This window comes from Enterococcus viikkiensis (assembly GCF_005405345.1).
GTDB classification, from domain to species: domain Bacteria; phylum Bacillota; class Bacilli; order Lactobacillales; family Enterococcaceae; genus Enterococcus_A; species Enterococcus_A viikkiensis.
Genome location: NZ_BJDW01000001.1, coordinates 113,306 through 126,705, shown reverse-complemented (window position 1 = coordinate 126,705; position 13,400 = coordinate 113,306). Strand labels below are relative to the sequence as shown.

The window sequence follows — 13,400 nt, the reverse complement described above, 5'->3', positions numbered from 1 at the left end:
TTTACTTATTTTTTAGGAAAAAAATCTTTTTATATATCAAAAATGCTTCCATTCCTATGTTAAAATTAGATAGTAGACGAGGAATAAAAATATCAAAGGAGCTAATTGTATGAAATTAATTGAGACACCTTTAAATAGCAATGTAAATTTAGAAACACTGTACCCAAACCTTATGCAGTATATGTTTAATAATCGTAAAGCAATCAAATTACTGAAATTGTATGCGTATGACCGAACAAAAATCATTTACGCGGATCGCTTTGACACGATCACGTTGCTACTTTTGAATCGCCAACGGAAGATTAGTCATCAAGAAGTGGATACGATTATTCATCGCTTATTGAAAGTTGATCGTCAAGCGGTAACTGTTGATGTCGGTTATAAAAAGCAAATCTTAGAAGCTGGCATGTGGCCGAAGGAAAACTATAAAGACATGATCGCGATAGAATACAAAGTTCCACAAAAATAATGTCGCAAAAGAAAGACTGTGGGTCTTTCTTTTTTTGATGAATGTAGACTTGGGTCAGGGAAGCTTGTAATCCCGAGTTAGCCCCTCTTGTGATATAATATTTAAAATAGTTTAGATTACTAAAACAAATAAGGAGCATGATTATGAAAAAGTTGTACGAAGATGACAGTTTGACCCTCCATACGGATCTTTATCAAATCAATATGATGAAAACCTATTGGGAGACTGGACGTGCCGATCTTCATGCGGTATTCGAATGTTATTTCCGTAATATGCCATTCGATAACGGTTATGTCATCTTTGCGGGATTGGAACGATTGGTTAATTATTTGGAAAAATTGAGCTTTAGTGAAAGTGATTTAGCGTATTTAAAAGAGGTCGAAGGCTACCCAGATGCTTTTATCGATTACCTACGAGAGTTTAAATTCACTTGTACCGTACGTTCAGCGGTTGAAGGCGAGTTGGTTTTTAGTAATGAACCAATCATTCAAGTGGAAGGTTCATTATTACAATGCCAACTAGTTGAGACAGCCTTGTTAAATATTGTTAATTTCCAAACGTTGATCGCTACGAAATCAGCTCGAATTAAATCTGTGATTGGCGACGATCCTTTATTAGAATTTGGAACACGACGGGCGCAAGAATTAGATGCGGCGCTTTGGGGGACACGAGCAGCGTATATTGGTGGTGCAGATGCTACTAGTAATGTGCGAGCAGGAAAAATTTTTGGTATCCCTGACAGTGGGACCCACGCCCATTCTTTGGTCCAATCTTACGGCAATGACTACGATGCCTTTAAAGCCTATGCACAAACGCATCGTGATTGCGTCTTTTTAGTGGATACTTATGACACCTTAAATTCAGGTGTTCCTAACGCTATCAAAGTAGCGAAAGAAATGGGAGACCAGATTAATTTCTTAGGGGTTCGTATCGATAGCGGCGATATGGCGTATATTTCTAAACGTGTCCGTCAACAATTAGATGAAGCTGGCTTTCCGAATGCGAAAGTGTATGCTTCAAATGATTTAGATGAAGGAACGATTCTGAATTTAAAAATGCAACACGCGAAGATCGATGTTTGGGGTGTAGGCACGAAACTAATTACTGCTTACGATCAGCCGGCATTAGGCGCGGTCTTTAAACTTGTCTCGATCGAAAACGAGAAAGGGGAGATGATGGATACCATCAAGCTTTCCAGTAATGCTGAAAAAGTCACGACACCAGGTAAAAAACAAGTTTGGCGGATCACCCGTAATTCTGACGGTAAATCAGAAGGGGACTATGTGACTCTGTGGGATGAAGACCCACGAGAAGAAAGTGAAATCTTCATGTTCCATCCGGTCTATACGTACATTAACAAGACGGTGCGCAATTTTGAAGCACGGCCAATTTTACAAGATATTTTTGTCGATGGAAAATTGGTGTATGAATTGCCAGATTTGGAAGTGGTAAAACAAACCGCTAAAGAGAGCTTAAACTCATTGTGGGAAGAATATAAACGTGATTTGAATCCACAAAAATATCCAGTTGACCTTTCAACAGATTGCTGGAACCATAAGAATAAAATTATGGATCAAGTTCGCAATTCTGTGAAGAAAATGCAGCAAGACGATTAGGAGTGGATAGTTTATGACAGTACAAACAACGATTATTAAAGAACTAGGTGTAAAACCAACGATCGATCCTAAAGCGGAGATTCGGACGAGTATTGAATTTTTGAAGGCGTATTTAACTAAAAATCCTTTTTTAAAAACACTTGTGTTAGGAATCAGTGGCGGACAAGATTCTTCATTAGCCGGTCGTCTCGCGCAATTAGCGATGGAAGAATTGCGAACTGAGACTGGTGACGATAGCTATAAATTTATTGCTGTCCGTTTGCCTTATGGCGAGCAAGCGGATGAAGCGGACGCGAAACGAGCTTTGGACTTTATCCAACCCGATGTCAGCTTACGGGTAAATATCAAAGGCGCGGTGGATGCGCAAGTCGCCGCACTTGAAGAAGCAGGGATCACCATCAGCGACTTCAATAAAGGCAATATCAAAGCACGGCAACGGATGATCACTCAATATGGCATCGCCGGCGACAATCAAGGAGCCGTAGTGGGTACGGACCATGCCGCAGAAAATGTGACTGGCTTCTTTACTAAATTTGGTGACGGCGGAGCGGATATCTTACCGCTGTTTCGCTTGAACAAACGGCAAGGGAAAATGCTGCTGAAAGAATTAGGCGCAGATGAAGCCTTGTATTTAAAAATTCCAACCGCCGACTTAGAAGATGGCAAGCCATTAGTTGCCGATGAAGTCGCCTTAGGGGTCACGTATGACAATATTGATGACTACCTTGAAGGAAAAAATATTGATTCAACAGCCCAAACAACGATAGAAAATTGGTGGAATAAAACCCAACACAAACGCCATTTACCAATTTCCGTCTTTGATGATTTTTGGAAATAACCAATAAGCTTAGCAGGGAATCAACCTCTGCTAAGCTTATTTTGTCAGTCCAACTTTTCGCAGGATATTGAGTTCAGGTGCGCGATTATTGCGTAGTTGACTTATGAAGAGCGTAGTTTAGTTGGATGATATGCGCAGTGAGAATAGAAACTTATTTTTCGGTTTTTGAAAAATAAATACCTAAAAACGAACTAGCTGTCAGTCCAACTTTTCACGGGATATGGTTAGCCTTCCGTTATTTCTTTTATTTTTGTTGCTGTTAGCAGTTGGCGTGGGTTTGATTTTAGTGAGTTTGAAAAAAAGCATTCGATTAAAAAAGCAGCAGCAATGGTTGCGAGTCGGGATCTTTCTATTAACGAGCGGCTTGCTTTTTTATATTAACGGTTTCAATAATCAAAATAATCTTTTACGCAAAGCGTACAATCAAACCGCGTTGTGGATTCCTTACAGTCAAAAAATGAATTATTACAATACCGGTTTCATGGGTGGCTTTTTATATAACTTACCGGTGGATGCGATGAATCAACCGCAAGGCTATTCAGCAAGTGGGATTAAAAAAATTACTAAAAGGTATCAACCGGTTGAATCAGAGGCAACGACTGACAAACCGAATATCGTGTATGTTATGAGTGAAAGTTTTTCTGATCCGAGTCGTTTAAAGGGGTTGGAAATCTTGGGTGGCGATCCGTTGCAGGCATATCGGGAAGTTGCGGATCAAACCTATAGTGGCCAAATGTTGTCGCAAAATTATGGTGGCGGGACGGCTAATATTGAATTCGAAGCCTTGACGGGTTTTTCAATGGAACTGTTTAATGCACAAATGTCTACTCCATATACGATGTTAGTACCGAAGTTCGATCATTTTCCGTCATTAGTCAGCACGTTGGAAAAAAGAGGGTACCAAACGACTGCGATTCATCCTTACAATACGTCGATGTACAAACGTAAAGATGTGTATCAGACCTTTGGCTTCGATCAATTTTTAGATGAAGAGACGATGAAGTATCAAGCTAAGATCGAAGACAATCCGTATATTTCAGATGAGGCGGCCTATAACGAAGTTTACGATCATCTAACGAATCAGAAAAAGCCGCAGTTTCTCCATTTGGTTACGATGCAGACCCATATGCCTTATGAAAATAAATATAGCGAGCTGCCGTATTTGGCTCGTGGGGAGAATACTACCGCTTTGCGCAATTATATGCAGGACATAGCTTATAGTAGTCAAGCGCTGCAAGCCTTTCTTAAAAAAATAGACGATCTGCCAGAGCGGACGCTAGTGGTTTTTTGGGGGGATCATTTGCCGGGGATCTACTCAGACGAGATTCAGGCGAAAAATCAAGGACCACGCTTACACGAGACGGAATTTTTAATGTATGACAATCGTCATCAATTAAACAATCAACGAGCAGTCACGAGTCCTTTTTATTTTGGGGCAGATCTGTTTCAACAAGGACGCCTGCAAATGACGGGCTTTCAAGAGCTATTGATTCATTTGCAAAAAGAGCTTCCAGCCTTTGAAAAGGGGATGTACTCCCAAGCGGGGAATTGGAATAAAGAAGTCAAATTGAATCAAAAGCAGGAGAAAATTTACCAAGACTATCAAATGATCCAATATGATATCACGACGGGAAAACAATATAGTCTGAAGGAGAATTTCTTTGACTAGAAGGAAGGTGAACGGCTATGTCATTTAAAAAGAAAGACAATCAAAGTTATTACAATCCGGTGCGGCGCGCAATTTTAAATCACCAGATGATTGAGCCTGGCGACAAAGTAGCGATCGGTATGAGTGGTGGCAAAGACAGCACAACCTTGCTAGTATTGCTGGATCGCATCCGCCGTCAGCGCCGCTTAGGTTTTGATTTTGAGATTGTACCAATCATGCTTGATATGGGCTTTGAGGATTGTGATACTACGCCGATGAAGGAATTTGTGGAAAGCATGGGCTATGAGCTTGAAATTGTTCCGACGAATATTGCCAAGGTGGTCTTTGAGATCCGTGAAGAAAAATCACCTTGCTCTCTTTGCGCCAAGCTTCGGCGCGGGATTTTGTACAACCGTGCCAGTGAATTAGGCTGTCAAAAAGTGGCGTTAGGACATCATGTCGATGATGCTCTTGAAACTTATTTTATGAACTTTTTGTTTCACGGCCGGCTGAACAGCTTTGAACCGAAAAGCTATTTAACGAAGACAAAGGTAACAATGATCCGGCCAATGATCTATCTGGAAGAAAAACAAATTATCCGTTTTGTGAAACGTGAAGAGTTACCAGTAGTTTTCAATCCGTGTCCTGTGGATAAAAAAACCAAGCGAGAAGAGATCAAAAAGCTTGTGACCAATTTGTCCCAAGAGTACCCAGCGATTCGGGAAAAATTCATAATGGGCATGGAGCAAGGATCAGCTGAAGATTTCTGGATAAAAACCTGTCATGAAAGCCTTTTAAATTGAGGGTTTCCAGAATAAAAGATTGTATTTCTCGAGTCCCTCATGATATAATTCCTCTTGTATTCATGAGGGAGTAACTAGCAGCAGTCGCTGTGGCAACGCCACCAACAAGAAAGAATATTTCTGGTGTTGTCTTAAATAGTGAGACTTATGTATGTGTTTTTCGCATACACAAGTCCTTTTTTTTTACTTCCAACAGAAACACGAATAAATAGAATGTCTGTCGAACTCGAAGTATGGGGACATTCGAATTGAATAAGGAGGAAAAAGATGTCAGAGGAGAAAAAGCAACAACGAATAAAACCTTTCTATACAGAAGAAACAGACCAGGTTTTAGCAGAAGTTCAAACAACTGAAGAAGGGCTGACCTCAGCGGAAGCGCAAAAGCGGTTAACTGAATTTGGTTTGAACGAGCTAGAAGAAGGCGAAAAGAAAAGTATGCTTGTGCGGTTCTTTGAACAGTTCAAGGATTTAATGATTATCGTCTTGTTATTTGCAGCGGTAATTTCTGCAGTCGTTTCTCATGAAGTCGTCGATTCATTCATTATCTTAGCGGTAGTGATTATTAACGCGGTGATGGGTGTCGTGCAGGAGTCGAAAGCAGAGCAAGCGATCGAAGCGTTGCGAGAAATGTCAACGCCGAATGCCAATGTGCTTCGAGATGGACATGTCAGCTCAATCAAGTCCACCGAGCTTGTACCGGGAGATATCGTAATGCTAGAAGCAGGAGATGTAGTACCTGCTGATTTGCGCTTGATCGAAGTGGCGTCATTAAAAATCGAAGAGGCGGCTTTGACTGGTGAATCTGTTCCCGTAGAAAAAGAGCTAATCGTCATTACCGAAGGCGAGGTTGGTATCGGGGATCGCGTCAATATGGCTTATTCAAATAGTAATGTCACTTACGGTCGCGGAAAAGGTGTGGTAGTCAATACCGGGATGACGACTGAAGTCGGAAAAATCGCTGGTATGTTGGCTCAAGCAGATGAAACAGAGACACCGTTAAAAAACAATTTGAATCAATTAGGAAAGTTCTTAACCCTAGCAATTATTGTTATCGCAGTTGTGATGTTTTTCGTTGGAACGGTCTTTAATGATACTTCGTGGGTCGATATGTTATTGACTTCAATCTCACTAGCCGTTGCCGCTATTCCAGAAGGGTTGCCAGCCATTGTAACGATTATTTTGGCTTTAGGAACACAAGTCATGGCCAAACGCAATTCAGTGATTCGTAAATTACCAGCCGTTGAAACCTTAGGATCTACCGATATTATCGCGTCAGATAAGACGGGTACGTTGACTTTGAACCAAATGACAGTGGAAAAATTATATGTCGATAATCATCAATACGACGCGAACGGCGAAGTGCCTGTGGACAGCATGGCGATGAAAGTCATGAACTATGCCAATGACACAAAAATTGCCCAAGACGGCAGCTTGATCGGTGATCCAACGGAAACCGCACTGGTTCAATTTGGTTTGAACAACGGTTTTGATGTCCGTGAAAAAGTAGCCGAACAACCGCGCGTAGCAGAGTTGCCATTTGATTCTGATCGTAAATTAATGAGTACGCTCCATGAAGAAGCAGCGGGTAAAATTTTGGTCGCTGTCAAAGGAGCTCCTGATGTTTTATTAAATCGTACCTCACAAATCTTGTTAAACGGTCAAGTCGTACCAATGACTGAAAAAGAAAAACAAGCTATTCTAGTGAATAATAAAGACATGGCGCAACAAGCATTGCGTGTCTTGGGAATGGCTTATAAGTATGTTGATCAAGTTCCAGCAGAACTAGAAAGTGAAGTAATTGAAAATGATTTGATCTTCGCTGGTTTAGTCGGCATGATCGATCCGGAGCGTGCTGAAGCTGCTGAAGCGGTACGCGTAGCGAAAGATGCCGGTGTGCGTCCAATCATGATCACTGGAGACCACAAAGATACGGCAGAAGCTATCGCTGCTCGTTTAGGCATCATTGAAAAAGGAGACGATGCCTCCGTTTTAACGGGTGCCCAATTAAACGAAATGTCTGATGAAGAGTTCGCGCAAAAAGTGGAACATTATTCTGTTTATGCCCGCGTGTCGCCTGAACATAAAGTTCGGATCGTTAAAGCTTGGCAAAAAGAAGGCAAGGTTGTTGCCATGACCGGCGACGGTGTCAATGATGCACCTGCTTTGAAACAAGCGGATATCGGAATCGGCATGGGGATCACTGGGACAGAAGTTTCCAAAGGAGCGTCTGACATGGTCCTTGCTGATGACAACTTTGCGACGATTGTCGTAGCTGTTGAAGAAGGCCGAAAAGTCTTCTCAAACATCCAAAAAGCAGTTCAATATTTACTAGCTGCTAACCTTGGGGAAGTCTTGACCCTATTTATTGCAACTTTACTTGGTTGGGATACCTTGTTGCCGATTCATTTATTATGGATTAATCTCGTGACTGATACGTTCCCAGCAATTGCTCTTGGGATGGAGCCAGCCGAAAAAGATTTGATGCAGCATAAGCCTCGTGGCCGCAGTTCAAACTTATTCTCTGGCGGTGTCTTCTCAAGTATTATTTATCAAGGGATTTTAGAAGCTGCTACCGTATTATTCGTCTATTGGTCAGCGATTCAGTGGCCGATGCATACTGCCTATGCTGAAATTCATTCAGATGCGTTGACGATGGCTTTTGCAACTTTAGGCTTGATGCAATTGTTCCATGCCTTTAACGTGAAGTCTGTTCATCAATCATTATTCAAAGTCGGCCCATTCCGCAATAAGAGTTTTAACTGGGCGATCTTGTTATCCTTTGCTTTGATGATGGTCATCATTGTCGTGCCAGGATTGAATGACGTTTTCCGGGTGGCTCATCTAGATTTATATCAATGGGGAATCGTGATCGGTGCTTCCTTTGCAATTATTCCAATCGTTGAGATTGTAAAAGCTTTCCAACGTGGAGCAATGAAAAATAAAGATTAATTCATGTAGCGGGTAATGCTTGACGGAGGGTCAGCTTTGCCCGCTTTTTTAAAGGATTGTTTTCAGATGGGGCTGATGCTGATTTTAAATCTTTTCATAACCGCTTTGCATAATGAAAGAAAATCAGTAAAATGGAAGTATCATACCAAAGAAAGTAGGAATAGAAGAATGCGACCAAATACGGGGTTTTACGCTGGAGAAATTAACGAAATCGTTCAAAATACAGAAAAAATGGGTGAACGTTTACATCCAAGCTATGAAGAAATTCGAAAAGCTTTAGACGAAAAGAAAATCAACGAATTTGAAAAGGAACGGTTGTCAGAGATTCATGACCTATTCGAAGAAGGCACTCATTTTTATCAACTGAATTTAGAAAAAATTGGCATGATGAAACCACCGGCGAAAGTAATGGGAAATCATAAGAGCTTCCAAAAAGCTTATATCCAATATGTTGCCGGTTGCCAAGAAATGACCGATAGCTTATTACCAGAAGTCAATGAAGAAGCATTTAACGCGGCTGAAAAAAAACAAGATGAAGCAACCGATATAATCTATAAAACGATTCAAAAAATTACAAATTTGTTATTGAAATAGTAAACAATATAAATATTTAACACAACAAAGGTTTTTTAATTTTATTATAACGTTATTTTAAATACAATCGATAAAGAATCAGGTATGATTACTTCATAACCAATAACAACCTTTTCTTTTTCATTGCATTTAGGTAATACTCCTTGAGCACCGATTTGCCGATCGGTGCTTTTTTTTGTTCGTTTTTTTGCTTCAGCAGGTTAAAAAATCATAGGTCGCCCTGAATAAGCGTCAATTAAAAAATTACTTTCTTCATTTTTATGAGTTGCCTGTAACTTTCGGTGTGACTAGTGGAATCGTAAGCGTGATGTGAATCAAACACGTTTTCCGTAGGTTTTGGAAAATGAATTCCATAAACCAAGCCAACAACGGTAGCTCAATCAATTTTTAACATAGCCAACATCGTACATATAAAAAAACTGAGGCCCACGTGAAAGCTTCACGCGGGCCTCAGACTTTTAGATCTCGATATTTCTTACATAATCTTCAAAATAGTCATTCAGATCTTTTTTGATTTTTTGATATTCCTCTTCGGTGTATTCTTTTTCCTCAAGTCGGCCTTTAAAATTCGGCAAGTCCAAATCTTTTTTTAGCCGCTCGATGACTTCTTCTTTATTCATTTTAGAATCCTCTCAAATTGACTTAATCAAAATATACGCAAACGGCTTCTGGCGCGTAAACATCTTTTTGAATCATTGTTAAAAGTCCAGTTTCAGCATCGCGACGGTATAAGGTTAAGTTGTCGCTATTTTGATTAGCAGCTACTACGTAGGCGTCATCGGAACTTAAAGCAAAGTCTCTAGGGAAATCACCTTCTGTTGAGATGGATTGGATCATTTCAATCGTCGTTCCAGCTTCATCAATGGCAAAGACTGCGATAGAGTTATGACCACGATTTGATGCGTACAAGTAACGTCCATCGGTTGAAATGCGGATAGCTGCACCGCCGTTTTCGCCGTCGAAATCTGACGGTAAGGTCGAAACTTTTTGTTTTTGAGTGAAGCTACCGTCAGTCTTGTCGTAGGCTAAGACACTTACGCTGCTGTCTAATTCACCAAATAGATAAGCCAATGCTTTATTCGGGTGGAAAACAAGATGACGTGGCCCCGTACCAGGTTCAGCCACATAAACTGCGACTTCTTCAATCTCACCTGAGCCAGCGACATCGTAAGTATAAATGCGATCTGTCCCAAGGTCACAAACAACTAAACGCTGATCCGGAGTCAAATCGCTGTAATGGGCATGGGCATGATCTTGATTTTTATGCGGGCCAGTGGGCTCTGTATGGATAATAGAAGCAACGGCTTTTAGTGAGCCATCGTTTTGGATGGCATACGTATTTACTTCACCTTTATGGTAGTTGGCGCCATATACTAATTGACGGTTATCGTCTACGGCAACGTAGCAAGGAGGTGCGCCTTCTTCTGTTACATTGTTTAATAAGTTACTTTGCGGATTATAACTAGAGACGCCGCCTTCGCCTTCATGACTTGTTACGGAATACAGATAGTTTTCTTTGCTTTTAGCAAGGTAAGTAGGACTCGTTTCCTTAGTAATCAATTGCAAATTGTTCAGCGTTTCAGTGGTGGTATCTAATTCGATTTGATAGATGCCTTCACTTACACGGCGAGTATATGTTCCTAAGAGTATCTTTTGAATCATTTGAAAACCTCCTTCAATGTACCTCCTATTTTAGCAAGTTTATTCCTTCTTGGATAGCGCTAACTTTGTGATATAATTGGAAAATAAACTAAGAAAGAGCGTGAATTATGACAGTAACGGAAATAACTCAAATTGGCAAAGACGCAGTTAATGATGAAAATATTATCGTACTTTTTGGCGAAAGCATCACACCAGATTTGCTGGATGTCTCTGTCGTTCAGAAGACAATTAATGATGAGCCGATTGCGTTAAAAGCAGGTAGTCGCATCATCTTCGGCGACCAAAGCTATCAAGTGCAGGGCGTGGGTCCGGTGGCAAATCAAAATTTAAATGAGATCGGTCACGCGACGATTTTCTTTCAAAAAGAAGTAGGAACAATTGCCAATGCGGTCTATGTGAGTCCAGAAAAACTTCCAGAATTAGAAGTTGGAATGAAGATTACGTTTCAGTAGGGATGTGAGAGTATGGATAAAAAGAAATTAGGGGAACGCACCTCGTGGTTTTGGAAATGGTTTTTAAATAGCCAAGTGGTGGTGGCCCTGATCATCGTTTTATTGCTCCTATTGATTACGTTAGTATTTACAAAGGTTTCTTATCTTTTTGAACCAATAGGACAATTTTTCGCGATCGTTGGGTTACCGGTAGTGATCGCCGGAATCTTGTATTACTTAATGAATCCAGTCGTAAATTTCTTGGAACGCAAGGGAATCAAACGGTCGATAGGGATTGTTTTGCTATTCATTGTCGTTGTCGCGTTGATTGCGTGGGGAATCGTTGTGATCGTGCCGATGATCCGTGAGCAAGTCGGCTCATTGATTAAAAGTATGCCTGGCTACTTCGATACGATTACAGACAAAGCAAATGAAATCTTTAAAGATCGATCATTCCAACCCTTCCAAGAACATATTGAAAGCAGTCTGCAAAAATTATTGGAATCTTTGACAGAGATTACGCAAAATGTTTCTCGCGTTACGCTGCAAGGATTAGGAAACGTTGTTTCTACACTGGCGACCGTCGTGATTGCTTTAATTACGGCACCGATCATTCTCTTTTTCTTATTGAAAGATGGGGACAAATTAGCCCCATATTTGCTTAAATTTTTGCCGGATAAGACGAGAGAACCAACGTTACGGGTATTGACGGAAATGAATTCGCAGCTGGCTTCTTACATTCGGGGGCAATTGACTGTGGCCTTTGCCGTGGCAGTGATGTTCATCATTGGTTTTTCAATCGCGGGTTTAAATTATGCGATCACATTAGGGATCTTGGCGGGCTTTTTAAATTTGATTCCTTATTTAGGTTCTTTTTTAGCGATGATTCCAGTCATTTTTATTGCGATCGTCACAAGTCCGTTCATGTTAGTGAAGGTGATCATTGTTTTTGCGATTGAGCAGACGATTGAAGGGCGAATTGTTTCCCCATTAGTTTTAGGCAATCAATTAGAAATTCATCCGGTAACGATTATGTTTGTCTTATTGACAGCTGGAAAAATTTTTGGGATTTCCGGAGTCATTTTGGGAATTCCATTTTATGCGGTTGCAAAAGTAGTTGTAATCCATATATTTGAATGGTATAAACGTGTATCGCCTTTATATGACAACGAAGGCGAAGAAAAAGGACCAGTCGATCAATAATCGACGGTCCTTTTTTGCGCTGTGATTGGATTAAAATTGTGCGGCTAAAACTTTTGCTTTTTCCTTTGCTGCTGCTATAATTTCAGGAGCCTTTTCAGGATCGTAATCTGCACCTTCAATATAAATAGAATCAAAGTCAGTGATACCGATAAAATTCATAATGCCTTTGACGTATTGTGCTGAAAAATCTTGTCCATTATAGGTGCCACCACTTGATTGGATGTGGATAACCTTTTTGTCAGTAATCAAACCAACAGGTCCTTCAGCAGTATATCTAAAGGTTTTACCAGCGACATTGATGGTGTCAAACCAAGACTTCAACTTGGAAGGAATATTCAAGTTCCATAAAGCATTTGCAATAACAATTTTTTCACTTGCTAAAAATTGATCAGTGAATTCATTAAACATTCGAACCTTTTCTTGTTGGGCGTCACTTAAATCAGTGAATTCAGTACCCTGTTGCAAGCTTTTCCAAGCGGATAACAGATCACCATCAATTTCAGGTAGATCCGTATAATACAAATCTAGCATAGTGATAACATCTTCTGGATGACGTAATTGATGTTCCTCAATAAATGTGTCTAAAATAGTAACAGTTTGTGAATCTTCTGCTGACAACGGGTGGGCATTTACGACTAAAACATTTGCCACGACGAACACTCCTTATGATTTCTAATTTTTTTCTATGGACAATCTACACAAAAAAGTTATAATACGCAATTTATCTGCTTGGCGAATCAAAGTATTGACGTTTTAGCTCGCCATATATTTTTGATAAGCGGATGTTCCACCAATGACATTAAGAACATGATAGCCCTGATCTCTTAAAAATTGAGCCATTGTTTTTGAACGACCCCCAAATTGAGTGAAAAGGTAATACGTTTTACCTTTGTTTAATTGACCTAATTGATTCGGTAGTTGAGTCAAAGGAATTTGAAGGACACTGGAGCCTTTCAATAAATCAAAGCTATCATAAAATTCAGGGTCTCTTAAATCTAAAACATCCACGGATTCGTTTGCGACAAGCGACATAAATTCTTTTGTAGTTACTGAGTGATTCATTTTTTCTAATATCTTTTCTTTCTTAATATAGAATTCAATTTAATCTATTTATACTGCGATTACAAGTGTTATCCAACCTTTTTTATTCAATTTGACGAATATAAAAGAAAATACTCAAAGAATTT

At 40.1% G+C, this 13,400-nt stretch carries 12 protein-coding genes and 1 pseudogene; 9 read left to right on the top strand and 4 right to left on the bottom strand.

The window, feature by feature from the left end; translation table 11 throughout:
- The first annotated feature begins 109 nt into the window (after nucleotides 1-109).
- The 7 genes and pseudogenes from FFM67_RS00585 to FFM67_RS00555 all read left to right on the top strand — a co-directional run bounded on the left by FFM67_RS00585 (nucleotide 110) and on the right by FFM67_RS00555 (nucleotide 8,917).
- Nucleotides 110-469: a DUF1827 family protein gene (locus tag FFM67_RS00585; protein ID WP_137612736.1), complete on the top strand. Its 360-nt coding sequence runs from the start codon at nucleotides 110-112 to the stop codon at nucleotides 467-469.
- A 143-nt stretch (nucleotides 470-612) separates the two neighbouring features.
- Entirely contained in the window at nucleotides 613-2,085 is a 1,473-nt protein-coding gene (locus FFM67_RS00580; protein WP_137612735.1) for a nicotinate phosphoribosyltransferase, read from the top strand.
- A gap of 13 nt (nucleotides 2,086-2,098) precedes the next feature.
- Nucleotides 2,099-2,923 carry an NAD(+) synthase gene (gene nadE, locus FFM67_RS00575; RefSeq protein WP_137612734.1) on the top strand — a complete coding sequence of 275 codons (825 nt, stop codon included), beginning with the start codon at nucleotides 2,099-2,101 and terminating at the stop codon, nucleotides 2,921-2,923.
- Between the two features lie 214 nt (nucleotides 2,924-3,137).
- A pseudogene (locus FFM67_RS00570) lies at nucleotides 3,138-4,592 on the top strand (LTA synthase family protein); the annotation flags it as partial.
- 17 nt (nucleotides 4,593-4,609) lie between these two features.
- The gene (locus tag FFM67_RS00565) at nucleotides 4,610-5,374 is read left to right on the top strand and encodes a tRNA 2-thiocytidine biosynthesis TtcA family protein (protein ID WP_137612732.1); all 765 of its coding nucleotides are present in this window, start codon (nucleotides 4,610-4,612) and stop codon (nucleotides 5,372-5,374) included.
- A gap of 267 nt (nucleotides 5,375-5,641) precedes the next feature.
- Nucleotides 5,642-8,323, top strand: coding sequence for a cation-translocating P-type ATPase (locus FFM67_RS00560; RefSeq protein WP_137612731.1), 2,682 nt, complete (start codon nucleotides 5,642-5,644; stop codon nucleotides 8,321-8,323).
- A gap of 168 nt (nucleotides 8,324-8,491) precedes the next feature.
- Entirely contained in the window at nucleotides 8,492-8,917 is a 426-nt protein-coding gene (locus FFM67_RS00555) for a hypothetical protein (RefSeq protein WP_137612730.1), read from the top strand.
- Nucleotides 8,918-9,375: 458 nt separating this feature from the next.
- On the opposite strand, the gene FFM67_RS12230 is transcribed toward FFM67_RS00555, so the two are convergent.
- Nucleotides 9,376-9,537, bottom strand: coding sequence for a hypothetical protein (locus FFM67_RS12230; RefSeq protein WP_169818918.1), 162 nt, complete (start codon nucleotides 9,535-9,537; stop codon nucleotides 9,376-9,378).
- Nucleotides 9,538-9,559: 22 nt separating this feature from the next.
- Nucleotides 9,560-10,579, bottom strand: a complete 1,020-nt coding sequence (locus FFM67_RS00550; RefSeq protein WP_137612729.1) for a lactonase family protein — start codon at nucleotides 10,577-10,579, stop codon at nucleotides 9,560-9,562.
- A 107-nt stretch (nucleotides 10,580-10,686) separates the two neighbouring features.
- On the opposite strand from FFM67_RS00550, the gene FFM67_RS00545 reads away from it, so the two are divergent.
- Both FFM67_RS00545 and FFM67_RS00540 read left to right on the top strand, forming a co-directional pair.
- The gene (locus FFM67_RS00545; RefSeq protein ID WP_137612728.1) at nucleotides 10,687-11,031 is read left to right on the top strand and encodes a PTS glucitol/sorbitol transporter subunit IIA; all 345 of its coding nucleotides are present in this window, start codon (nucleotides 10,687-10,689) and stop codon (nucleotides 11,029-11,031) included.
- Nucleotides 11,032-11,043: 12 nt separating this feature from the next.
- Nucleotides 11,044-12,213 carry an AI-2E family transporter gene (locus FFM67_RS00540; RefSeq protein WP_137612727.1) on the top strand — a complete coding sequence of 390 codons (1,170 nt, stop codon included), beginning with the start codon at nucleotides 11,044-11,046 and terminating at the stop codon, nucleotides 12,211-12,213.
- A gap of 30 nt (nucleotides 12,214-12,243) precedes the next feature.
- Here the strand turns inward: FFM67_RS00540 and FFM67_RS00535 are convergent, their stop codons facing one another.
- Together FFM67_RS00535 and FFM67_RS00530 are read right to left on the bottom strand one after the other, a co-directional pair.
- Nucleotides 12,244-12,864 carry an FMN-dependent NADH-azoreductase gene (locus FFM67_RS00535; protein WP_137612726.1) on the bottom strand — a complete coding sequence of 207 codons (621 nt, stop codon included), beginning with the start codon at nucleotides 12,862-12,864 and terminating at the stop codon, nucleotides 12,244-12,246.
- Between the two features lie 102 nt (nucleotides 12,865-12,966).
- Complete coding sequence (locus FFM67_RS00530) at nucleotides 12,967-13,275, bottom strand: rhodanese-like domain-containing protein (RefSeq protein ID WP_137612725.1); 309 nt, start codon at nucleotides 13,273-13,275, stop codon at nucleotides 12,967-12,969.
- Between the last annotated feature and the right edge of the window lie 125 nt (nucleotides 13,276-13,400).